The organism is Rhizobium phaseoli, assembly GCF_001664385.1.
GTDB classification, from domain to species: Bacteria; Pseudomonadota; Alphaproteobacteria; order Rhizobiales; family Rhizobiaceae; genus Rhizobium; species Rhizobium phaseoli.
Map to the genome: position 1 here is coordinate 1097734 of NZ_CP013532.1, position 21939 is coordinate 1119672.

General features: G+C 60.9%; 19 protein-coding genes and 1 tRNA gene. 8 read left to right on the forward strand and 12 right to left on the reverse strand.

Annotated features, from left to right (window positions below):
• Nucleotides 1-85 precede the first annotated feature (85 nt).
• Nucleotides 86-736 (reverse strand): glutathione S-transferase family protein, encoded by a 651-nt coding sequence (locus tag AMC88_RS05285; protein ID WP_016734540.1) that lies wholly within the window; start codon nt 734-736, stop codon nt 86-88.
• 118 nt (nt 737-854) lie between these two features.
• Nucleotides 855-1388 (reverse strand): AAA family ATPase, encoded by a 534-nt coding sequence (locus AMC88_RS05290; protein ID WP_029531596.1) that lies wholly within the window; start codon nt 1386-1388, stop codon nt 855-857.
• Nucleotides 1389-2327: 939 nt separating this feature from the next.
• Here AMC88_RS05290 and ppdK point away from each other — a divergent pair.
• Nucleotides 2328-5012, forward strand: coding sequence for a pyruvate, phosphate dikinase (gene ppdK / locus AMC88_RS05295; RefSeq protein ID WP_064824920.1), 2685 nt, complete (start codon nt 2328-2330; stop codon nt 5010-5012).
• Nucleotides 5013-5077: 65 nt separating this feature from the next.
• Here the strand turns inward: ppdK and AMC88_RS05300 are convergent, their stop codons facing one another.
• The gene (locus AMC88_RS05300) at nt 5078-5347 is read right to left on the reverse strand and encodes a hypothetical protein (protein ID WP_064821481.1); all 270 of its coding nucleotides are present in this window, start codon (nt 5345-5347) and stop codon (nt 5078-5080) included.
• A 276-nt stretch (nt 5348-5623) separates the two neighbouring features.
• Nucleotides 5624-5821 (reverse strand): hypothetical protein, encoded by a 198-nt coding sequence (locus tag AMC88_RS05305; RefSeq protein WP_029531594.1) that lies wholly within the window; start codon nt 5819-5821, stop codon nt 5624-5626.
• A gap of 121 nt (nt 5822-5942) precedes the next feature.
• On the opposite strand from AMC88_RS05305, the gene AMC88_RS05310 reads away from it, so the two are divergent.
• Nucleotides 5943-6188 carry a hypothetical protein gene (locus tag AMC88_RS05310; RefSeq protein WP_004668480.1) on the forward strand — a complete coding sequence of 82 codons (246 nt, stop codon included), beginning with the start codon at nt 5943-5945 and terminating at the stop codon, nt 6186-6188.
• A gap of 30 nt (nt 6189-6218) precedes the next feature.
• Here the strand turns inward: AMC88_RS05310 and AMC88_RS05315 are convergent, their stop codons facing one another.
• Nucleotides 6219-6608, reverse strand: a complete 390-nt coding sequence (locus tag AMC88_RS05315; RefSeq protein WP_016734534.1) for a hypothetical protein — start codon at nt 6606-6608, stop codon at nt 6219-6221.
• Between the two features lie 331 nt (nt 6609-6939).
• Between AMC88_RS05315 and AMC88_RS05325 the strand changes: the two genes are divergently transcribed.
• Nucleotides 6940-7845, forward strand: a complete 906-nt coding sequence (locus tag AMC88_RS05325; protein ID WP_064824922.1) for a DUF1499 domain-containing protein — start codon at nt 6940-6942, stop codon at nt 7843-7845.
• Between the two features lie 400 nt (nt 7846-8245).
• On the opposite strand, the gene AMC88_RS05330 is transcribed toward AMC88_RS05325, so the two are convergent.
• From AMC88_RS05330 to AMC88_RS05345, 4 genes are all read right to left on the reverse strand, one after another.
• Complete coding sequence (locus AMC88_RS05330) at nt 8246-9571, reverse strand: IS1182 family transposase (protein WP_049772018.1); 1326 nt, start codon at nt 9569-9571, stop codon at nt 8246-8248.
• A gap of 266 nt (nt 9572-9837) precedes the next feature.
• On the reverse strand, nt 9838-11571 hold the full coding sequence (locus AMC88_RS05335; protein ID WP_064824923.1) for an SDR family oxidoreductase: 1734 nt from the start codon (nt 11569-11571) through the stop codon (nt 9838-9840).
• Complete coding sequence (locus tag AMC88_RS05340) at nt 11568-12017, reverse strand: thiol-disulfide oxidoreductase DCC family protein (protein ID WP_064824924.1); 450 nt, start codon at nt 12015-12017, stop codon at nt 11568-11570. Before AMC88_RS05340 ends, AMC88_RS05335 begins: the two co-directional genes overlap by 4 nt.
• 21 nt (nt 12018-12038) lie before the next feature.
• A complete protein-coding gene (locus tag AMC88_RS05345) occupies nt 12039-12947 on the reverse strand; it encodes an MBL fold metallo-hydrolase (RefSeq protein ID WP_064825811.1) in 909 nt (302 codons plus the stop codon).
• A 165-nt stretch (nt 12948-13112) separates the two neighbouring features.
• Here AMC88_RS05345 and AMC88_RS05350 point away from each other — a divergent pair.
• The 4 genes from AMC88_RS05350 (at nt 13113) to herA (ending at nt 17137) form a co-directional block, all read left to right on the forward strand.
• A tRNA-Gln gene (locus tag AMC88_RS05350) sits at nt 13113-13187 on the forward strand.
• 194 nt (nt 13188-13381) lie between these two features.
• A complete protein-coding gene (locus AMC88_RS05355; RefSeq protein WP_064829893.1) occupies nt 13382-13717 on the forward strand; it encodes a hypothetical protein in 336 nt (111 codons plus the stop codon).
• 419 nt (nt 13718-14136) lie between these two features.
• Complete coding sequence (locus tag AMC88_RS05360; RefSeq protein ID WP_150128075.1) at nt 14137-15393, forward strand: DUF4297 family anti-phage-associated protein; 1257 nt, start codon at nt 14137-14139, stop codon at nt 15391-15393.
• Nucleotides 15394-15400: 7 nt separating this feature from the next.
• Nucleotides 15401-17137 carry an anti-phage-associated helicase HerA gene (gene herA, locus AMC88_RS05365; RefSeq protein WP_064829895.1) on the forward strand — a complete coding sequence of 579 codons (1737 nt, stop codon included), beginning with the start codon at nt 15401-15403 and terminating at the stop codon, nt 17135-17137.
• A gap of 2 nt (nt 17138-17139) precedes the next feature.
• Here herA and AMC88_RS05370 read toward each other — a convergent pair whose 3' ends face one another.
• Nucleotides 17140-17994, reverse strand: a complete 855-nt coding sequence (locus AMC88_RS05370) for a hypothetical protein (protein WP_150128076.1) — start codon at nt 17992-17994, stop codon at nt 17140-17142.
• Between the two features lie 61 nt (nt 17995-18055).
• Here AMC88_RS05370 and AMC88_RS05375 point away from each other — a divergent pair, with 61 nt between their 5' ends.
• Nucleotides 18056-18868, forward strand: a complete 813-nt coding sequence (locus AMC88_RS05375; protein ID WP_064829897.1) for a metallophosphoesterase — start codon at nt 18056-18058, stop codon at nt 18866-18868.
• Nucleotides 18869-19319: 451 nt separating this feature from the next.
• On the opposite strand, the gene AMC88_RS34650 is transcribed toward AMC88_RS05375, so the two are convergent.
• Both AMC88_RS34650 and AMC88_RS05380 read right to left on the reverse strand, forming a co-directional pair.
• Nucleotides 19320-19583 carry an HNH endonuclease gene (locus AMC88_RS34650; protein WP_081282690.1) on the reverse strand — a complete coding sequence of 88 codons (264 nt, stop codon included), beginning with the start codon at nt 19581-19583 and terminating at the stop codon, nt 19320-19322.
• Between the two features lie 460 nt (nt 19584-20043).
• The gene (locus tag AMC88_RS05380; protein ID WP_081282691.1) at nt 20044-21732 is read right to left on the reverse strand and encodes a RecQ family ATP-dependent DNA helicase; all 1689 of its coding nucleotides are present in this window, start codon (nt 21730-21732) and stop codon (nt 20044-20046) included.
• Nucleotides 21733-21939 lie beyond the last annotated feature (207 nt).

Below are 21939 nucleotides of genomic sequence, written 5' to 3' on the forward strand. Positions count from 1 at the left end.
GCACCGCACTATTCCGCAGCCTAGCCTATTTTTTCGCGATTTCCCGACGAAGCTGGTGATCCCGATCAGGCAGGCCTGACCTTGATCACCCACCCGATGCGGCCTGGAAGACCGCGAGCTGCGCGGCGAAGGCGCGTTGGTAGGCCGGGCGCGCCTCGGCGCGGGCGACATAGGCGGCGAGGTTCGGGTATGCATCCAGGATATTCGAGGATCGCAGCCGCAGCAGCACCGAGACCATCAGCAGGTCGCCGGCGCTGAAGGGGCCGTCGAGCCATTCGGCATCGCCGAGGCGGGCCGACAGGCTGTCGAGCCGCTTGCGGATGCTCTCGTCAAGCGCGCGCAGGCGGTGCTCGTACCAGGGCTGGTCGCGCTCGAGGATCCTGGTGAGGCTGTGATCGACGATCGGCGGCTCGACCGTGTTGAGCGCCGCAAACATCCATGAAATCGCCCGCGCCCGGGCATTGGCATCGTCGGGCAGCAGGCCGGTATGACGCTCGGCGATGTGGAAGATGATCGCGCCCGACTCGAAAAGTGTGAGATCGCCTTCCTCATAGGTCGGGATCTGGCCGAAGGGCTGCAGCGCCAGATGCGCCGGCTCCTTCATCGCCTTGAAGGAGAGCAACCGGACTTCGTAAGGCTCGCCCACTTCCTCGAGCGCCCAGCGCACCCGCATGTCGCGCGCCAGCCCCCGGCCGCGATCGGGCGAGCGTTCAAAGGCGGTAATGGTAATCGTCATCGCTTCCTCCATCGCTGTCTGTCTTGAAGACGTCCGGCCAACCAGGATTCCGACATCGCTATTCGCGATAATCCTCGCCGGCGCTTCGCAGAGGGCGAAGCCCTGCCGCCGCCGCGCGTCAGCCTTCCGCCTCACCGCATTTCGCGAGGATCTCGTCGACGATGACGGCGAGCGGCGCCGTGGCGTCGATGCGCAGCGCCTGCTTTGGAACGTCTTCTTTCGTCGCATGCAATCGCATGATCAGCGCCCGTTCGGCCGGTCGTCCGCCGAATTCGTCTTCGGGCCTTGCGGCAAGCCGCCGCTTCAGCGTGTCGAGATCGACATCGAGCTCGAAGACCGCGTCGAACCAATCGACGAAGCGGGGAAGATTGCGAGAGCCGCCGCAGAAGAAGGAGATGAGGCTGCGCCGATCGACGATCATGGTTCTGACCTTCTCGACATCCCAGAGGTGATGCGCGTGCACCCATGCGCTGCGGTCCGCCACGCTCTCCTCGGCAGGCTGGACCACAGGTTCCCCGGTCGAGGGATCGCCGCGATAGGCAAGCTCCCGGTCACCATGGATGACATGGTAACCGCGCCGCTGCAGCTCTTCGGCCACCGCCGTCTTGCCGGCGCCGGAAACGCCTTCGATCAGATAGTTTCTGACGCCCATGTCGCCGATCTCTGAAACAGCCGTCCTCATGTGACGGGGCGATTGGCTTAACATGGTTGCCGCCGCTGCGAAACGCCCGGCCTCGGCGGCACCCGCGCCGCCCGTGGCGCGGATTCAGGCTCGAAGGCCTGCGATCGCTGATCGTGGGCTGATTCCATCACCCTCGATTGAAAATCAAAACCCATCTCTGGTCGGCCGCGTGTGCCCAAGGGTAACCAGGATTAGCCCGGCTTCGAGGGCATCAAACCCAACAAATCGCGCGCATTTTTCGCGCGTTTGGCGATAAACACCAAAAAAGGTCGGCTCTGCTGCGTTCCGTACCTCATTTGGGTGATGCTCTTTTCGCTGACTTGCATTAGAAGTTGTTTCAACGCAACCTGATTACTTTGCTGGAAAGCGGGCGGTTAAAGTTGCGGATTGTAGAATTTGCGATGCGCTTCCCGGGTCGAGGGCAAGGATCCGGGAGCTGTTGAGCAACCCCCGGAAAACGTGAGGCGGATTTCTGAGGATTGCGGAAACAAGGATCGGAGTGGTTGGTCAATCGCTCCGGGTTGTGGGACCCCCCGTCCGGTTTTCCTGGCCGGACGGAAATAAGGCTTTGCGGGGCAATGTTGCAGCCCCGCAAAGCTTTTTTTATGCCGTCTTCCTAGGGTGCGATTCCGGTGTTCGACCGCCGCGACCGGCGAAAATTATTGTGCGCCGCAGCATTTTCGCCGTATTTGTCGATTTTCATTTCAACTCCAAGGCATTAAGCTAGTCCTAAGTGTTGACGGACGTCGCTTTCTACTCGGCGTCATCCTCGGCCTTGTGCCGAGGATCTGCTGTCCTATCAAGGGATGCAGATGCTAGGGGCCAAGCCCGGGCATGACGAAAGAGAAGATGGCGGCATTGTCGGCAGCTGGGGGATCACGCTGATCCTTCCGTGGTGTTGGGGGGAAGATGACCAAGTGGGTCTACAGGTTCGGCGACGGACAGGCTGAGGGCGGCGCGCCCGATCACGAAATTCTCGGCGGCAAGGGCGCCAATCTCGCAGAAATGTGCAGCCTGGGCCTTCCGGTTCCGCCGGGGCTGACGATCGTCAGCGGCGCCTGCGACACCTATTACAAAAATGGCGGCCATATCGAGGACGGGCTGAAGGCCGAGATTCGCGCCGGCATAGCGGCGATCGAGGCGATCACCGGCCGCCATTTCGGCTCCGGCAGCCAGCCGCTGCTGCTCTCGGTGCGCTCCGGCGCCCGCGTCTCCATGCCTGGTATGATGGACACGGTGCTCAATCTCGGCCTCAACGACGAGACAGTGCAGGCGCTCGGCCATGATGCCGGCGATGCGCGTTTTGCCTGGGACAGCTACCGCCGCTTCATCCAGATGTATGCCGATGTCGTCATGGGCCTCGGCAACGACGCCTTCGAGGAGATACTGGAAGACGAGAAGGCCAAGCTCGGCCATGAATTCGATACCGAAATCAGCGCCACCGAGTGGCAGCACATCGTCTCGCTCTACAAGCGGCTGATCGAGGAGGAGCTGGAGCAGCACTTCCCGCAGGATCCTGAGGTGCAGCTCTGGGGCGCGGTCGGCGCGGTCTTTTCCAGCTGGAAGAGCGCGCGCGCCGTCACCTACCGCCAGCTCCACAATATTCCCGAAGGCTGGGGCACGGCCGTCAACATCCAGGCCATGGTCTTCGGCAATCTCGGCAATTCCTCGGCGACCGGCGTTGCCTTCACCCGCAACCCCTCGACCGGCGAGAAGGCGCTTTACGGCGAATTCCTCGTCAATGCGCAGGGCGAGGATGTCGTTGCCGGCATCCGCACGCCGCAGAGCATCACCGAGGAGGGGCGGATTTCCTCCGGTTCCGACAAGCCGTCGATGGAAAAGCTGATGCCGGAGGCCTTCCACGAGCTCAGCCGCATCTGTTCCGAACTCGAAGTTCATTACCGCGACATGCAGGATATCGAGTTCACCATCGAGCGCGGCAAGCTGTGGATGCTGCAGACCCGCGCCGGCAAACGCTCGACCCGGGCGGCGATGAAGATCGCCGTCGACATGGTCGATGAGAAGGTGATCACCGAGGAGGAGGCGGTGCTGCGCATTGAGCCCTCCAGCCTCGACCAGCTCCTGCATCCGACGATCGATCCGCGCGTCACCCGCCAGGTGATCGGCACCGGCCTGCCGGCCTCGCCGGGGGCGGCGACCGGCGCCATCGTCTTTACCGCCGAAGAGGCGGTCGAGGCCGAGGCCGAGGGCCGCAAGGTGATCCTGCTCAGGGTCGAGACCAGCCCGGAGGATATTCACGGCATGCATGCCGCCGAAGGCATCCTGACGACGCGCGGCGGCATGACCAGCCACGCGGCGGTCGTCGCCCGCGGCATGGGCACGCCCTGCGTCGTCGGCGCCGGCACCATGCGCATCGATCAACGCAACGAGCGGCTGCTCGGCGTCGGCGTCACATTGAAGAAGGGCGACATCATCACCATCGATGGTTCGGCCGGCCAGGTGCTGAAGGGCGAGGTGCCGATGATCCAGCCGGAACTGTCCGGCGATTTCGGCCGCATCATGGGCTGGGCCGACCGCGTGCGCCGCATGACGGTGCGCACCAATGCCGATACGCCGGCCGATGCGATGGCCGCCCGCTCCTTCGGCGCCGAGGGCATCGGCCTTTGCCGCACCGAGCATATGTTCTTCGAGGGCGAGCGCATCCATGTCATGCGCGAGATGATTTTGGCCGAGGACGAGAAGGGCAGGCGGCTGGCGCTCGACAAGCTGCTGCCGATGCAGCGCTCGGATTTCACCGGCCTCTTCACCGTCATGCACGGCCTGCCGGTGACGATCCGCCTGCTCGACCCGCCGCTGCACGAATTCCTGCCGAAGACCGACGACGAGGTGGCCGAAGTCGCCTTCGCCATGGGCATGGAGGCGATCGCGCTTCGCCAGCGCGTCGATGCGCTGCACGAGTTCAACCCGATGCTCGGCCATCGCGGCTGCCGGCTGGCGATCTCCTATCCCGAGATTGTCGAGATGCAGGCACGCGCCATCTTCGAGGCGGCAGTGGCCGCAGCCCACGAGACGGGCGCCGCCGTCGTGCCCGAGATCATGGTGCCGCTGGTCGGCCTGCGCTCCGAGCTCGACTACGTCAAGGCCCGCATCGACGCCATTGCCGGCGACGTCATGGCCGAGGCCGGCATGAAGATCGATTATCTCGTCGGCACGATGATCGAGCTGCCGCGCGCCGCCCTTCGCGCCCACGTGATTGCCGAAGCCGCTGAATTCTTCTCCTTCGGCACCAACGACCTGACGCAGACGACCTTCGGCATTTCGCGCGACGATGCCTCCGCCTTCATCCCCACCTACCAGCGCAAGGGCATCATCGAGCACGATCCCTTCATCTCGCTCGATTTCGACGGTGTCGGCGAATTGATCAGCATCGCCGCCGAACGCGGCCGGCGCACCCGCAACGACATGAAGCTCGGCATCTGCGGCGAACATGGCGGCGACCCGGCCTCGATCCGCTTCTGCGAGACGATCGGGCTCGACTATGTCTCCTGCTCGCCGTTTCGCGTGCCGATCGCCAGGTTGGCGGCCGCCCAGGCGGTCATAGCGGAAAATCTGAAGGGCGCGGCGGCGAAATAGCCAAAGCGAGGCTTGCCCCTGGGGGAGCCCTTCGGCCCCCGCGGGAGCCCCTCGGGCCCCTGGGATTAATGATGATGGTGCCAGTGACGGCCGTAGACGTAAGGCCCGTTCAGATCCCAGGCCATGCTCTGCATCAGCTCGGCGCTCTGCGCCCGCGATTCGGCCCGCCGGTCGAGCTCGATGCGCTGCAGGCAGGTGGCAAAACCATCGGTGCCGCGGCGGAAGCCATAGCTCAGGCACTGCCGCTCATCCGCCGCCCGCCGCTCCTCCGGCGTCATCGTTTGGCAGGCGGACAGGCCGGCGGCGAGAAGGGTGATGAGGAGGGCGATGCGCATCGGAGTATTCCTTGCTTTTCCCTGAGGAAATGCCATTCGGGCGCGGGCGTCAAGTTGCGGGCCGCTGGGTGGAGCGTGCCCCTCATCCGCCTGCCGGCACCGACCGGGTCGAGCCACGGGTCTCTACCCGTCCTTCGGACCCCCGCGCGCGGGGAGAAGGGGATATGCCGCAACCTCTCCGTTCCCCACCAACCTCTCACATGGCACGTCCCCTCTCCCCGTCAGAACGGGGAGAGGGTTAGGGTGAGGGGCAGCCATACGGTACAACCCACATCGTCAAGCCGCCCCGGCCGGGTCGCCGATCGGCAGCAGCGCCGGGTCGAGCGGCGGGTCTTGCGGGTTCTTGGTATCGCCGGGGTCCTGGGCCGGCGTCAGCGGCGGTTTTTCCTGGATGCGGTCGGGAATGCCGGGCGTCGGGGTCGGCCCGCGCGGCGTATCGGTCGTCGGTGTCGGGATTGGATCTCTGTTCGGCATGATGGCCTCCTTTTCAAAAAGGGAACGGCACCGCCAGAAGATGGTTCCACTTTCGCCGCCCACCTTGCTAGGCATGAAGGGCATTCCTCTGTATGAGAAAGCCTCAAGCATGAGGACGAGCATGGCCATCCGCGATCGATTTTCGAAGAAACTGAGCTGCCCGCAATGCGGCAATGCCGGCTTTGCCGAGGCCTCGGAGATCGACGATCCCACCCGCAAGCACCCGGATTTCAAGGTCGATCAGCTGCCGCGCGGTTTTGGCGTGCAGCGCGCCGCCAACCACCAGGAAAGCTTCATGCTCAAATGCGAATGCGGCCGCAAGTTTCCCTTCCGCAGCCTGGCGGAGGCGGCCGCCGAGCGGCGCTAGCTCATCATTTCGGCATCACGCGCCAAGGCTTCAGATCCGCTCCAGCAGCGCGACGAAGGCATCGGCGAAGCGCACCAGATGCGCGGTGTCCTCGTCCGGCGCCTGCATGCGGATTTCGGTGCCGGCATAATCGAGCAGCGCCAGCACGACGCGCATCTCGCTTCCGCCATCCGGAATGCGCAGCACCGCGATGCGCCGGCAATCGGCGACAAGGCCTGCGGCCGGCAGGTCGAACAGCAATTCGCCGCCCGCCCGGTTCGCCGCCTGGCGCACCGCCTCGCAGAAACCGGCATCGCCGCCGGCATAGCCTTCGAGCGAAAGTTCGAGCTCGACGAGCTCCATCGGCAGCATCGGTTCGCCGTGGTCGATTCCGCCAAGCGCAGACGCCTGCGGCCTTGCTGCTATCTCGGGTGAAATCATCCCGCCTCTCCTTGCTTTTAAACCGGAGATGAAACCGCGGCAGAATGACCTGTTTTTGACATATCAGCAAGGGCTCATGAATCCGGCCGGCAATCGCCTCGATCATCCCAGGAGAATTCCATCGGATATTCCGAGACAACAGTTTCAATTCCGCCGCAGCTTGCGCAGATCCGGATGATTTCAGGCCGGGCTGGCCTAAAATCTGAATCAAAGAAATAGAGCATGATGTCGTCCGAAAACCGCTTCACACTTTTCGGCTTCATGCTCTAAACAGGGATATGGCGATTTGCGTGGTTGAGGGCGCGGCGCTGACGAGCAACCGGTAAGTTTGATGGCCATCCGTTACGACCGTCCCGTTTCCAGCGCCGCCCGCGTCTCGCGGCTGCTCGGGGCATTTTCGCTGGTTCTGGCGCTGGCGGTGCTCATCGCCCATCGCTTCGGCGGGCTCGCCACCCCCTATCTCGTGCTGCTCCTGATTGCTGCCGCCGGCTTTGCGCTGCTGGCCGCGCTGCTGGCAGCCGTCGGCCTGCGCAGCCTCTGGACATCGGGCGCCGAAGGCGGCCTGGCGGCACTCGCCGCGCTGATCTACGCCGCCTTTCCGCTCGGCATCGGCGCCTTCGCCGCCGAGCGCTATATGACGCTGCCCGATATCTACGACGTCTCCACCGATCCGGTCGCCGCCCCCGACTGGCTGTCGACCCCGAAAGCCGATCAGATCTGGCTGAAGCGCAATCTCGTCACACCGGAGGATCGCGAAAAGCAGCTGGCCGCCTATCCCGAGCTGACCGGCCGGCGCTATGAGGGCGCGCTCGACCGCGTGCTGGAGGCGGTGCGCAAGGTCGCCAAGCAGAGCGGCTTTACCATCGTCAGGAGCAGCGGCACCAGCGAGCCGGACCGCGACCCGGAGGACAGACCGGCAAAACCTGGCGCCGGCGACGAGGCCGTCGCCGATGCGCCCGGCATCATCCCCGTGCCGACGCCGCGCCCCTATGACGACGATGTCGCCAAGCTGATCCGCGGCGCCAACGGTGTGACGCTGCAGGCGAGCCACCGCACGCTGATCCTCGGCCTGCGCTTCGATATCCTCATTCGCCTGCGCGAAGAGGCCGAAACCACCTTCGTCGACATCCGCGTCGCCTCCCGCTACGGCCAACACGACCTCGGCTTCAGCGCCGCGGTCGCCGGCGATTATCTGAAGGCGCTCGATGCCGAACTGCTGGGGCTTGCGGGTGGGTGAGCCGCGGTGGCGCAAAGCGCCAGCAATCGATCCAGTGAATCGATTGCAGCGGCGAACGCCCTGAGCCCAAAGCGAAGGGCCGGGAGAGGGTGCGGCAGGCTCAACCCAATCACGGCGCCGCAAACTCAACGATCAGCCGCCTGGCGAGACGGCGCCACCCACAACGATCAGCCCTCATCCTGAGGCGCCCCACAGGGGCCTCGAAGGACGGGGGCGGGTGACTGCGGCGGCCAGCCCCGTCCTTCGAGGCTCCGCCCTCTGGGCTACGCACCTGAGAGCTTGTGAAGCTTTTGAGTTGGTGCGGTTCTGGCCGGTCTTGGCTGACCGATGCAATCGAACGTTAGACGATTGCGCGGTGCGTGCGGATGGTCGCTAGTTGGCGTTTGGGTGATGGCACTAGCTATCCATTGGCAAGCCGACGGCCTTGCAAGATATTGTTGGTGAGTGCGTAGCAGAGCACGACGGCACGGACCTTTTCGATACCGCGGACCGTCAATTGTCGCAGATTCCAGTTGCGCCAGCGGGCATGGATGCATTCGCAGATCGATCGGGGTTTGTACTGAGCCTTGCCCGCCTCGCTTGCCATGCGGGCCCGCCAGGTCGACACACCCGGACCGTCGCCGCGCCGCGGCAAGAAGGGATCGGTTCCGTGCTTGGACTGAGTGGGCGGACAAAAGACCTCAACCCCTTCGCCGTGCGCCCACTCGATATCTTCAGCGCTGCCAAAGCCGCCATCGGCGAGATAGCGCCGCGGCAGATGGCCGCTTAACGCGCGCAACCGCTCCAGCATCGGCCGCATGAGGCCGCGATCGGAGCCGGCATTGGTCACCTCGAGCCCGACCACGAACTGCTCACCGGCCGTGCTCGCAACCTGCACATTATAACCCGGACGGAAGCCGCCGTCGGCCATCTTCATCACCCGCGCCTGTGCATCCGTGCTGGAGGCGCGCGGCTCCTTCGGCTTTTTGCCATTGCCGCGCTTTTCTTCGCGCGCCTGACGCTGGCGCTGGATCTCGTCAAGAGCGACCTGGGCTGCTCTGACCCGCTCACCACGCTCGCGCGCCGCTCGTTCCCTGGCCGCTTTGATACGCCGAGTGCTGGCATCCGAACGCGCATCAACCTCGTGCTTGAGCTGATCCACAACCGCCTCGGCAATCGAAAGATGTCGATCAAGCTTCGCCTTGCGGCCGAACGAGGCGGCCCCCGCGCTCGCCCGGATCCGCACGCCATCCTGCGCCAGACTGTCGAGAGTGACGAGGCCGGCATCGGCAAGCGCCGCCAGATGCTCGGCCAGCAGCCGGTCGAGCAGATCGGCGCAACCAACCCGAAAATCCGACAGCGTGTGATAGTTCACCGAGACACCGCCGCACAGCCAGCGATAGACGTCGTGGCTCTCGCACAGCCGTTCCAGAGCCCGCGCGCTGCCTACACCGTCGCTGCTGGCATAGAGCCACAGCGCCAGCAAAAGCCGTGGCGAAATCGGCGGATGGCCCGGCCGGTGCTCGCGCGCTTTGATCCGACCTTCAAGCGCGCTCAGATCCAGCCCCTCGACATAGCTCCAAATGACGCGCACCGCGTGATCCTGGCCGATCAAGCTGTCGATATCGACGGCACGCAACTCGATCTGATCGCGCACCGGCTCGCGCATGCGCGCCGCCCCGCGCCCCACCTGAGCACTGCGCCGCGATCCCTGCGCCGGCAATCCCTCGAACAACTCGTCGTCCATCACCGTCCTCCAAGCAAATCAACGACCCAACAGAATCACAATAAAATCGCCTCCGCCACTAAACATTCACAGGCTCTGAGGTGCACCGCAGGGGCCTCGAAGGGCGAGGGCGGGTGGCTGAATTGCGACGGCATCGAGAAGGTGGCCAGCCCCGTCCTTCGAGGCTTCGCCCTATGGGCTGCGCACCTCAGGATGAGGCTGGAGAGAGGTCGCCACGAGGCTGGAGAGAGGGCGCGCCGAAGGCTGGGGAGAGGGCGCGCCGCCCCTCACTCCACCACCAACCACCCCGTATAGCGCACCACCAGCCCCGTCAGCCGCCCGCCGATCTCGACGTGGAAATGGAACCGCCCCTCACGCGCCTCCTCATAAGTCTCCCCGCCCGGCGCCAGAAACAGCGGCAGCGGGATCCCGCAAAACCGCCAGCCGCGCACCACCAGCCGCAGCCTCTCTCCCTCCGGCACCAGCGCCACCAGCACCCGGAACGGCCCGAACACCTCGGTGAGCAGGTGGCGGTCGCGGCCCTTGCCCTCGAGCTGCTGGCTGTGGAAGCTCTTATCCCCGAACTGCCGCGTCCAGATCTCCTTCTCGCCATCGGCGGTAAAGCGCACCGTCACCGGCACATCCTCACCCGCCGGGGGAAAGCCGATCAGCCGGGCGACGATCCTTGCCAGCCAGCCGCTGCCGCGCTCGACCCGCGCCCGGCCGGAGGCGGTGCGGGCGCTGCCGGCGGGCTCGCCCGGATGCATGGCTGCTATCGCCGCCGGCAGCCGCGCGAAGGCGCTGCCGAGAACCCTGTGGTAAAGCGGCAGGCTGGCGCCCTCGCTTTCCGCCCGGATACCCGTCACAATCGAGAACCGCCGGAATTCCGCTTCGAAATCTTCCAGCCGCAATTCCCCTGTCGCCGGCCGCGCGCCACTCTCCGGCCGGACGCCGCCGAGCAGCCGGCGCACCAGCGCCGCCACGCCGGTGACCGGAATGAACGGCCCGTCATCCCCCTCGGCAATCAGATGCCAGCCGCAGGCAAGCGGTTGGCCGGCGGCATCGAGGCCGCTCAGGCGCACGAACATGCCGCCGCGATGCTCGCCGACCGCCAGGCCGTGGCTCGCCCGCTGCATGAGCCGCGCAAACGGCGTCAGCGACGGCAAGAGCTTCCGCCGCGTGAGACCCGCCGCAAGCCCAAGCAGCCGCTGCAGCAGCTGCGGCTCCGTGCCGACCCCGGTGAAGCTCGATTGCAGGCCGGCAAAGCGGCCCGGCAGCAGCGCCAGATCCGGCGCATCGACCAGCAGGAAATTCCGGCTCTTCAGCGGCGTCACGCCGGGCGGGGCGATCGTCACCCGCATCGCCTCGATCAACCCGGGCGCCAGCGCCGGCCGCCCCTGGCGCAGCACCGAGACCGGCTTGCCGGCATAACTCGCGATTGCTCTCACCACATTAAGCCCGATCTTCACATGCGCCGACGGGGCAATGCCGGCGGCCACCGCATCGATCCGAGAAAACCGCGGCGCCATGGCCTCGAGTGCGGCGAAGGACAGCGCCGGCAGGCTGCTGAGGCCGGAGAGCGCAAAAACCCCCTTCGCCTGCGCCTCGGCATCGAGCCCGCCGATGGAAGCAACGAAGCCGGTGCTGTCGGCAAGATCGGCATAATCGATGTCGAGCACGATGCAGGCGCGCACGACCTTATAGGGGTCTTGCCCGAAGCATTGAAACGGTCCGGAGGCATCGATGACGAGATCCGGCCGCAGCCGCGTCAGCTGTTCGGCGAGGTCGCCGTCGCGATCGAAGCGCACTGCCTGCAGCGTCGCCCCGAGATTGCTGCTTCCCAGGCCCTCGGATCCATCTTTCGGCGATCTGAGCTCGGCCACGAAATCATCGGCCTTTTCAAGCGAGCGCCCGGCGATCAACAGCCTGAGCCGCGGTTCGTCGCCCAGCAGCCGCGCCAGCCGGCCGCCGAAGGTGCCGTAGCCGCCGATGATCAGCAGCGAGAGCCGCTCGCCGCTCATGCGATGAAACGGCTGCGCTGCTCCGCCGTCGGCACCATGCAGCTCTGCCGGCCGGCGATCTTCAGCCGGTTGCGGGCGATGAATTCATAAAGCGTATCGGCAAGGCGGCGCGGCAGCAGCCGGAAGAGTTTCACCAGCGACCAGGGAAAGCCGAGGCCGGCCACCATGCGGATCGACCCGTCCGACTTGAAGAAGGCGCGGCCATTCTCGATGAGGATATTGGTTTCATAGTCGCGCTCGTTCAGCCCATAATGCCGGTAGAGCGCGGCGCCGAGCGGCGACTGGGCGGCGAGGAAGCGGTATCGCCGCTGCCTGTCGTGCTTCAGCGCGAATTTCACCCAGCCGGAGCAGAAGACGCATTCGCCATCGAAGATGATCAGCGGCTGGTCATCGGCAAAAGCCGGCACATCGGCATCATCGCGATAGCTGTAAGCGGCACGCGCCATGGTAATCTCCCCATCTCACGCTTACAACAGCCGGTAGGTGGCGGCAAGAGAAGGCGGCCCATCCGCCGCGATCGCGCCGCGCTCGACGAGATCCTCGATATGGGCGAGCACGGAAAGCGCCGCCGCCCCATGCAGCTTCGGATCGGTATCGCGATAGATCGCCTTCACCATCCCCGTTATCGCGCGGTCGCCCGCCCGGATGCGCTCGAGGATCGCCTGCTCGCGCCCCAGCCGGTGCGCCTTCAGGCCCTGCAGGAAGGCGGCGGGCTGCGTCACCGGCCCGCCATGGCCGGGCAGCAGCAGGCGGTCCTGGCGCGCGATCAGCCGCTCGAGCGAGGCCATATAATCGGCCATCGACCCATCCGGCGGTGCGACGATCGAGGTCGACCAGGCCATGACATGATCGCCGGAGAAGAGGATGTCGCGGCCTTCGAGCGCGAAGGCGGCATGATTGGCCGTGTGCCCCGGTGTCGGCACCGAGGTCAGCGACCAGCCATCGCCGGATAGGGTCTGCCCGTCGCCGAGCGCGATATCGGGCACGAAGGAAAGATCCGAGCTTTCGGAAAAGGGATTGATCTCGCCGTCCCGGAGCGGCCGTGCCGGCCGGTGCGGCCCCTGGCCCACCGTCACCGCCCCCGTCGCCGCCTGCAGCCGGCGAGCCAGCGGCGAGTGGTCGCGATGCGTGTGGCTGACGAAGATATGCGTCACCTCGCGGCCGGAAAGCGCCGCCATCAGCGCCTGATAATGCGCCTCGTCCTCCGGCCCGGGATCGATGACCGCAACCGAGGCGGCGCCGACGATATAGCTGTTGGTGCCGTAAAAGGTGAAAGGCCCGGGATTCTCAGCCGTGATCCGCTCGACCTGAGGCGCCACCGGCACGGCGCGCCCATAGGCCGGCTCGAAAGCAAGGTCGAATGCGGGGCTTTCCATGAAGGCGATGATCTCGCGGCCGATGACGTCGCCCATTCCTAGCACGGGCCTTGGCACTCTGCAGCGTATAAATCTGCGCGAGGCGCAACTTAGTCATTGTGACAGACGGAGAGCTTTGCTAATCAGGCGTCGATTTGAGCCGGCGCTTAGCGCCGAAAGCTCTGGTGGGGCGTAGCCAAGCGGTAAGGCAGCGGTTTTTGGTACCGCCATCCCCTGGTTCGAATCCAGGCGCCCCAGCCATTTTCTATAGCTCGCCACATATCTTTGAACTTTCGCCACTCAAATTGAGCAAAGTGCTCTCAGTAGTTGTTTGTTCATCATCGATGACGACCGTTCTGCTATTTCGGCGTCATTCTGACGCGTCAATTTTTCAGTTTTAATCAACTGGCAACGTGATTTCGCTTAGACAAGCCCTCAAAGTGAGAGGATGCTCGATGTCAACGAACGTGATCGCAACCGGCCCCAAGAAAATAACTTCAGGGAATCTTACGTATTTTGAAGTGCGAGTGCTCGGTGTGTTGATCGGAACTTTTACCGAATTGGCGACATCACTTGGTGTTGAAGTCGATGCTATCAACAACGTCGTCGTCGAAGAAATCTTTGACACAAAGGCCGACGAATCAGCCGACGCCGAAAGAGAGCGGGTTTTCAAAGCGACGTGGAATGGTTATGAGCGCTACGCTGCTTTGACCCCAGGTGGCTGGACGCCCGCTTTTGACTCGGAAGTTGATTTGAGAAAAAGTTGGTCGACAGGGGGCTTCGGCATGTGACGTTGAGCGGCTTTCTGTCGGGCCTCCAATACCAATGGATGTGCAGAGTTAAATCGCGATCCTGCGCCATTTGCAGCTTCATATTGTTCGGCCTCGAATAGCCAGTCATTTGCCTTGGCGAAGACCGCTGTGAAATCCGCTTGCCCTACTTGTTGCACAAATTCAGAGTGCTGGCTGACAACAGAGCGAAGACGAGCGACGTTCCCTACCTCAAGACATTCCTGGATATGAGGGATGTAGAACCTGCGGAAATTCTCGATATTTCTTTCAGTTAATTTCAACATGATTTCTCCACTCTCTGACGCTGGTGTTCCCCTCCGAATTTTCCCGCGAGATTTTCGTCGGCGCAAGCGTCAACGCTCGCCTTGGATGCGATCTCCGGACTATGCTGCCAATCAGGGATTGATTCGGGGGCCGGGGTGGCAGACGTAGACGTTGATAAACAGCGAGAAGCCACAGCTTCTATACGCGGGTATCTGTATCAGCTCGACGCTGCTTTGCTGGAAATCTTAAATGCCGACATAGACGATAAGATCGTCATTGAAGGCATCGAAGATTTCGACAGGTACTCGGTTGAGCAAATTACCTACAGCCAGGTCAAATATTATGCTGGCAAGGACCTGACGAACAGCGTGCTCCGCGATCCGCTCTTCAAGCTTTTTCAGCACTTCCTTAGCCTTGATGAGGATGCGCGGAAAAAACGCAAGTATGTGCTCTACGGGTTTTATGCGGATGTCAAAATCTCGACTGACGAGCTGGCGGTCGACGATTTCAAGGGCCTTATGGAGGTCGGTGAATATGTTACCGACGCTGCTGGTGCTAAGCGGCTCCACAAGAAATCATTGCTGGATCAAGCACCGGTAACCGATGACGTCATCGGAGAGTTCTGTAAAGCTTTCAGCATTGTGCTGTCCGCTGAGTTCTTCGAGCATCGTGCTGCGGTAATAGCGGCCGTCAAGAAAGCGCAAGGTGTCACGCTTGTGGAAGCTGAAGGCTTTCAGTATCCGCGTGCCTTTGATTTTGTTGCGACAATGGCAACAAAGGCCAATCACTTGGAGCGCACGACGACACGCCGAGCCTTGCAAGAGCATCTGAAAGGCACGCAGGCGATTCACCACCGATGGCTATTGCGCGAAAAGGAAAGCTCCGAGTACGGCAGCTTTATGCGTCGTCTCTATTTCTCGCCAAGCAACAGTGCTGGTGTCGTGAGGACGTTCATCGTTGAAGTCGCCCCCAATAGCGACAGCGCAGCCGTCTGCGACCAGCTGAGGGAGATGGCTCGTAAATGGAGTTCGGCTAAAAACAAGAATATGCCGAATAACGACCGGTACGCGCCGTTTGTCATGCTGAGAAATTCGTCCCCAGAGCTGATTGCCCAGGTCAAGAACGAGCTTTTTGACACCGGCACCGATTTTGTAGACGGCTATCCTTACAACGGCTCGGCGTTCCGGGCGGAACATCTTCACACTGCGCAGACCAGAGAGCGGCAGATAGCGCTTCGCTTCGCCGACGACTTGGACCAGCTCCTGCACGCGCTCGCGGGCGTCGGGCGAAAGCTTTGCCATCTGTACGACTTCTTCCTTGAACGTCCCCTGGCGCTGGAACCGACCGACTTTAAGGCCCGCACGTTCTCGATCCCAGTTGATGACATTTCCACAATCAAGAAAATCATTTGAGGTAAACATGACCGAAGAGATCGCGAACGCGGAAGTCGTTGCCGTCTATCCAAATAAGGTTCGCGTTGCAGTCGATGACTTGGTCAATTTCCAGGCGGCCGGTGAATCGCTGCGCGTCGGCTCTTTCCTGAAGGTTTCCGATAACGACAACGTCTCCTTGATCTGCATCATCGAAAGCTTTTCCATCGAGATGAAGGAAACGAAGACCGAGGGTGCCTCGGATTCTAAACGCGTATACATGATTGATGCGTACCCACTGGGCACCCTGAAGAACGGAAAATTCAACCGTGGCGGCGACGAGCTGGCGATCCCGCCGAAGAAGGTCGTGCCTGCCACGAAAGACGAGATCGCGGCGATCTATGCAGAGGCCTTTGATGTTAAAGACCGCTTTGGATTTTCTTCGCTGATACGGCAGCGCGACATCAAGGTTCCAGTGCACGGGGATCGGTTCTTCAACAAGCATATTGCCGTCGTTGGCGCTTCCGGATCGGGTAAATCGTCAAGCGTGTCTTCCATTTTGCAGAAGGCAATGGCGGCGAAAAATGGCGAATACGACGGATTAAACAACTCTCATATCGTAATATTTGATCTGCATTCCGAATATGCGGCGGCGTTCCCACAGGCGAACGTAATAACCGTCGACAACCTTGTCCTTCCATACTGGCTTCTGAACGAAGACGAGATGGAGGACATGTTTCTGGAGTCAGGGGACAACAACAACTACAACCAGGAAGCGTTGCTGCGCTCCATCATTACCGTTGCAAAACGGGTGGCTAATCCGGCAGTAACGAAGGTTAATTTCGATAGCCCGCTTCAATATGACATCGATCATCTGGCAAACGCTTTGCGCAACTTGACCCGGGAAAAAATCGACAGCGACAATTCTTTGATCATCAAGCTTAAAGACGGAACTTCAAAGGAGTTCATCGACACAGATGACCAGTTTTCCCATTATTGCCAGCATACATATGAGTTCGCGATCAAGGCCACAGGCGTAAAAAAGGGGCCATACGCTGAAGGAAGCATCGATAAGTTCGAACGGCGTGTGAGATCGAAGATCACAAACTCACGGCTCGAATTCCTGTTCGGTGACAAGGCGAAGAAGGCGACGCTCGAAGCTGTCTTGGAGCAATTCACTGGTTACCCAAAGGGATCGGAGGCCAATGTCACGATCATCGACCTCAGCGGCATTCCCTTTGAACTTCTGAGTATCACAGTTTCCTTGATTTCCCGCCTGATGTTTGACTTTTGCTATTATGCGCGACGGGTCGAGAGCGGCACCGAGCAGCCCTTCTTGATGGTGTACGAGGAGGCCCACAAATACGCCCCTAAAAGCGGCCTGGCTCGCTACAAGGCGTCCTTGGCAGCTATCGAACGCATCGCGAAGGAGGGCCGCAAGTATGGCATCAGCCTTATGATATCGAGCCAGCGGCCGTCGGAAATCTCGGAGACTATCTTCTCACAGTGCAGCAACTTTCTGGCAATGCGCCTTACAAACCCGGACGATCAGAGCTATGTGCGCCGCCTTTTGCCGGACACCCTTGGCAATCTGACCGAAGGCATGCCTGCGTTGGAGCAGGGTGAGGCGCTGCTCATTGGTGACGCCGTCATCATGCCCTGCGTTGTCTACGTGGAAAAGTGCGATCCGGAACCGGCTTCTAGCGACGTGAAATATCTCACGCTTTGGAAGGAGGAATGGAAAAAGATCGATTTCGAGAAGCGTGCAAAAAATTGGAAGGGATGATTTTACATCCCGGGGAGGCGTCGGTAGGGCGTGGTGTCCCATGCTGCAGCGACCTTCGGTTTACGACCCAGATACGTGACACTCGGATATCCACGCCAATCCAACTCAGGCTGAGCGCCATACTCCCTCATCATTGCTCTCTGCGCCATCTTTTTAGGCGCTGCGGCATCGTGCCCGAACACTGCATCGATTTTCGGTTGCGAGAGATACATGATGGTGTGGGCGACCAATCGCGTCCCGGCGACCACTGCGAACCGGTCTCCTAGAACCGATGGATCAAGAGCGTGCGACAGGGTGTTGGTAGCCGCCTCCAACGGCTTTCCAAGTGGAATTTTCACTTGGTAGAACCGGGTCAATCCTTTCAGCATGTCGCCGATGTTTTCGTCTTCGTTGACGAATTTCGGGTCGTTGCAAACCAGGACGACGTCGAAGATGACCTCTCCGCATTCGACAGACTGGCGGACGTACGCTCCCTCGAAGAATATGCCTTCGTTAGCATCGACAGTGAGGCTCCGTCTCTTCCCGAAGGAAACGAAAATCGTCTCAAACGGTAGGCGCTCCTTGTCGAACTGGAGGCCAACAAGGCTGTCTGACTGGAATTGATCTACGAGGTGTGAAATATCGAATAGGCGATCACCGTGAACCAACACATCAGTCGCGAGCGGCTGTAGGCCAACAAGGGTCTCGAACCTCTCAATGCGTTCATCGTCCCGCATTCCCGCGAATTCCTTCGAGGAGGCCCAGTTTCTGATAATTTGCTGTTGGCTGTAGGTGTTGCGCAGGTCCGAATTCTGCAGTGTTTCCCTGTATGTGCGGGCAAGCGCATGCACCCTGTTCTCGAACAGGGTGTCAAACATGATCGACCGAGACGGATGAGGGTAGCGCATTGCTCGTTTCCAAATTTCACGATAACGAGTTTTGCATCTGATTTTGCAAGGGAAAAGCGAGCGGTTCGAAGTGCAGAATGAGCAGCTGATCTACGCTATCGGGGACGTCCACGGCCGAGCAGATTTGCTGCGCCCGTTGCTGGACGCCATTGCGGACGATGCCGGTGATCAAAGCCCGATTATCATCTTCCTTGGCGATATCATCGACCGAGGTCCCGATAGCAAAGAGGCACTTGAACTCGTCGATGAAGCCTTCGACCGCTTCCCAGGTTCGCGGCTGATCCTTGGAAATCACGATGAATATTTTCTTCTCGCGCTCGAAGGTCTTCTGACGGAGACAGACGCTGCGATTTGGTTGGCAGGCAACGGGGGTCGGGCGACCGTGCAGTCATATCTCCCCGGCAGCAGCCCGACCGTTCAGCAGTTCGCAGGGTTCATTCATGAATACTACGGACATCATCATTTGCTGCTGAAGCAGGCCACCGACAAGGTGGTTATTGGATCGCACTGTTTCGTGCACGCAGGCGTGAGGCCTGGCATTCCCCTGGATGCGCAGAATTCGTTTGATCTGCGATGGATACGAGAGGAATTCCTTGATCACAAAGATCAGTTTGAAAAGATCATCGTGCACGGGCACACTCCGACCGAGACCGATCTGCCGGAAATTTACCCCAACCGGATCGCGGTCGACACGGGCGCATATGCAACTGGCAGGCTGACGGCGGCCGTGTTTGAGAAAAATACAGCGCCGCGTTTTATTTGCGCAACCGAGAAATCGTCAAGCAGCATTGACGTCGAGCACATTGCTGCCGGGCACGCCATTCCGTTGCTCCCAACGATTTAGATAGCCACCTCTGTGGCATCTGCTCGCCGAAATTGACCTTCCGCGACTTGAACAACTAAATCGCCGTCCCTACATCGAGAACGCGTTGGTGCTTTGGCACCCCACGGAAAAAGGCCACGACGTTTCCCCGCAAGGGTTTCATTACGGCCTAATTAAGGAAACCCTTGCGGGGCGTCGGCTTAACGAGCACGAGAATGGTCTGCCTTGGAGGCTTCTCGTGCAGCAATATGAAGGGGCTAAGAGTGTTTTCACTCCTCGCGCTGGAATATCGCAATACCAAGGGCGAGACTTACAGGGTGGTCCACTCCTTCGGTATTACCGATATGCGGATCATTGGTTTGATTTCGCTGCTTGCTAGAATTTTCCCTTAGTGGAAGATTGAGTGACATGAAGCCTCTCGGTTCGCGCCGGGAGGCTTTTACATTGGGAGGACTATCCTGTCGGGGCCGTACTAATGCGTCAGCGCTACAGAATGCCATCGACCTTGCTCCATCCGTGATCGAACAAGGCTCTTATAGGACACGGGGTCTTTCGGCCGCTTCCTCTTGTGGCGGTTCTTGTTGCAATACAGACAGGCAGCGACGACGTTCTCCTCGGTATCCTGCCCTCCGTCACATCGCGCCTCCAAATGCTCTGCCGTACACCGGAAGCGCAACGCGGCGCGGTCGGTGACACGGAAGCGTGCGCTGAAGCTTCTCTGATCGGTCTGCCACATGGGTTGCTGACAGTAGTAGCATTGCCATTCCTGGCGCTCGGCTGCCTTGCGTCTCAGATTTTGTATTCGGTTCTTTGATTTCACGAGTCCACGTCCCTTGCTTCATTGCTGAAGCGGACGTGCAGCGACTTAAGAGCCGCCCCTCAGTTGGGAGGACAATCCTCGCACAAGACGACGCCTATTGGCGTCACTCCGCAGTCTTTGAACGGTACGACGCGTCGATATCCGCGCTACGCTGACGGGTCTTCAACCAACCCCAAGCAAGCATATCATCTTGCCTCCGCCCGATCCCAAGGTAAATGGGTAAGCCAGATTGTCAACATCGACTGCTCCAAGTAGCGCTATCTGGATCAGGCGAAAGCCGTCTTGAAGGCGGATCATTTGGGCAGGGCATCGACATGACGAGATTCGGACCAAGCTGCAACCTCAGGCGTCGCGACCAGGCGCAACATTGTCAGCCTCAGAAACGTGTGAACACCGACATGACATGGTCTGGAAGAGCCTTGGACTGGCGGCCTTGTCGCGCACAGGCGTCGCAACAATATCGGAAGCGCCGCGCCTTGCTATCGCTGCTGAAGACCCAGTTTAAGATCATGCGTCCGAGCCCTTGCCGGGGCGGGACTTTCGGACCCTCGAAATATTCGACGAGCCCAGTCCGCAGACAACCCTTGGCGTTGAGCAGCACACTGAGATCATCAATCTGCGAATACCGCTGTTGGAGCATCGACCGAGCAGTGACTTCATCGAGTTCGGCGCTGCCGGACGTCTTTTCGGCCATAAAACGAAGGAGGCCAACATCGCGCCCGGCACGGTTGCCTTCGGTGAATATGATCGCTGCCGACTGTTTGCCATCGCGCCCGGCTCTTCCGAATTCCTGAAGGTAATCTTCCACTGACGACGGCTGTTGCCAGTGGATAACGAGCCGAACGTCGGGAACATCCAAGCCCATGCCGAAGGCGTTCGTACAGATTATGTGGTCGACAACTGGTCGGCTTTCCCCTTGGAAGCGCTTTAGCAGTTCCTGGCGCTCCCACTCTGTTCCGAGTTTTGAATGGTAAAACGGGACGTCAAGGCCACCGTTTCGCAGGTTGGATTGCAGTTCCTGGCCAATACGAGCCGTCGGAACGAAGATCATGGCCTTCCGTCCCGCGATAAACGGCATGCGCAGCAACTTCGCGATTTCCAAATGGCGAGAGGAAGGAGCGCAGCGCCAGCGGATCAATGCGATGTTCGGCCGATCAACGCCGCGAACGAAGACAGTCGCGTCTTCGATCCCTAAGGATGCGAGGATGCGTTTCTGCATCGCCAATCCGGCAGTCGCGGTGAAAGCCAAGATCGGCGGCGAACCCAAGCTCCGGCGCACGTCCCGCAGACGCCCATATTCGGGGCGGAAGTCGCGACCCCATTGATCGACGCAATGGGCTTCGTCGACGACGATGTATTCTGGCTGGCTTCGTGCCAAGGCGTCTCGCTCCTCTTGTCGCCGAACGAAGAAGCGCTCCGGCGCGAGGTAGAGGAACTTCACGGCCTGCTGCTCTACCATGGAGTAACGGATTTCCTTCTCGTCGGGACTGAGGCCGCTGTTGACGAAAGTGGCCGGTATTTTCTTGCGGAGCAGTCCCGAAACTTGGTCGGTCATCAACGTCTTCAAAGGGCTGACGACAATTGTCATCCCCTTTCGCAGCATGGCGGGGAGCTGGAAACATAGCGACTTGCCGGACCCCGTCGGACTCACGACCAGAATGGATTTGCCGGTGAGCGCAGCCAAAACGATTGGCAGCTGACCGTCGCGAAAATGGGATGCACCAAAAAGCCGGAGAATGGGGCCGAAGTTCATATCGGCCTCAAGGGCTCGCGCCTCCTTGTCCAGCCATCGGGCAAGCCGCATCGCCCAGCGTTCGATCACTCGCCGCGCAAGGCCTCCGGCGAGATTCGGGTGATGGGCTGCATGGCAGCCATCGCAAAGGGTGACAAGATTTGAGGGGTCATCGGACCCGCCCATAGACCGAGGCAATAGATGGTGCACGTCGGCCTCGGCGGACGTCACCTTCATCGAACAGGACACGCACTGAAAACCATCACGTTGCAGGACAACGCGGCGCGTTTGCTTCCAGTTTTCTGTCAGACTTTGTCTGGCGGCTTTCTTCATCGGGCTGAGAATGAGCGAAAGTCGCTGAGAAAGTGTAACCAGGAGCCACCTGCTACTCGACACCGCTCACGAAGGAACACGGTCGGGACTATCGAATTTTGTTCGTCGCAGGAATGCTCCCCTTAAGCTCTCCGCCGGTTAGCTCTTCTCGTCCGTAAGTTAAGCAGCAACCTTTCGCCGGTAGTGTCCTAAGACGTGCAGGAGAGC

What these genes read in the sequence shown, in the direction of transcription:
- AMC88_RS34650 (WP_081282690.1), bottom strand. Translation starts at nt 19,583, where the DNA reads ATGTGGCAGACCGATCAGAGAAGCTTCAGCGCACGCTTCCGTGTCACC.
- AMC88_RS05305 (WP_029531594.1), bottom strand. Translation starts at nt 5,821, where the DNA reads ATGCCGAACAGAGATCCAATCCCGACACCGACGACCGATACGCCGCGC.
- AMC88_RS05300 (WP_064821481.1), bottom strand. Translation starts at nt 5,347, where the DNA reads ATGCGCATCGCCCTCCTCATCACCCTTCTCGCCGCCGGCCTGTCCGCC.
- ppdK (WP_064824920.1), top strand. Translation starts at nt 2,328, where the DNA reads ATGACCAAGTGGGTCTACAGGTTCGGCGACGGACAGGCTGAGGGCGGC.
- AMC88_RS05285 (WP_016734540.1), bottom strand. Translation starts at nt 736, where the DNA reads ATGACGATTACCATTACCGCCTTTGAACGCTCGCCCGATCGCGGCCGG.
- herA (WP_064829895.1), top strand. Translation starts at nt 15,401, where the DNA reads ATGACCGAAGAGATCGCGAACGCGGAAGTCGTTGCCGTCTATCCAAAT.
- AMC88_RS05345 (WP_064825811.1), bottom strand. Translation starts at nt 12,947, where the DNA reads ATGGAAAGCCCCGCATTCGACCTTGCTTTCGAGCCGGCCTATGGGCGC.
- AMC88_RS05330 (WP_049772018.1), bottom strand. Translation starts at nt 9,571, where the DNA reads ATGGACGACGAGTTGTTCGAGGGATTGCCGGCGCAGGGATCGCGGCGC.
- AMC88_RS05355 (WP_064829893.1), top strand. Translation starts at nt 13,382, where the DNA reads ATGTCAACGAACGTGATCGCAACCGGCCCCAAGAAAATAACTTCAGGG.
- AMC88_RS05290 (WP_029531596.1), bottom strand. Translation starts at nt 1,388, where the DNA reads ATGGGCGTCAGAAACTATCTGATCGAAGGCGTTTCCGGCGCCGGCAAG.
- AMC88_RS05340 (WP_064824924.1), bottom strand. Translation starts at nt 12,017, where the DNA reads ATGGCGCGTGCCGCTTACAGCTATCGCGATGATGCCGATGTGCCGGCT.
- AMC88_RS05370 (WP_150128076.1), bottom strand. Translation starts at nt 17,994, where the DNA reads ATGTTTGACACCCTGTTCGAGAACAGGGTGCATGCGCTTGCCCGCACA.
- AMC88_RS05335 (WP_064824923.1), bottom strand. Translation starts at nt 11,571, where the DNA reads ATGAGCGGCGAGCGGCTCTCGCTGCTGATCATCGGCGGCTACGGCACC.
- AMC88_RS05315 (WP_016734534.1), bottom strand. Translation starts at nt 6,608, where the DNA reads ATGATTTCACCCGAGATAGCAGCAAGGCCGCAGGCGTCTGCGCTTGGC.
- AMC88_RS05380 (WP_081282691.1), bottom strand. Translation starts at nt 21,732, where the DNA reads ATGAAGAAAGCCGCCAGACAAAGTCTGACAGAAAACTGGAAGCAAACG.
- AMC88_RS05325 (WP_064824922.1), top strand. Translation starts at nt 6,940, where the DNA reads ATGGCCATCCGTTACGACCGTCCCGTTTCCAGCGCCGCCCGCGTCTCG.
- AMC88_RS05310 (WP_004668480.1), top strand. Translation starts at nt 5,943, where the DNA reads ATGGCCATCCGCGATCGATTTTCGAAGAAACTGAGCTGCCCGCAATGC.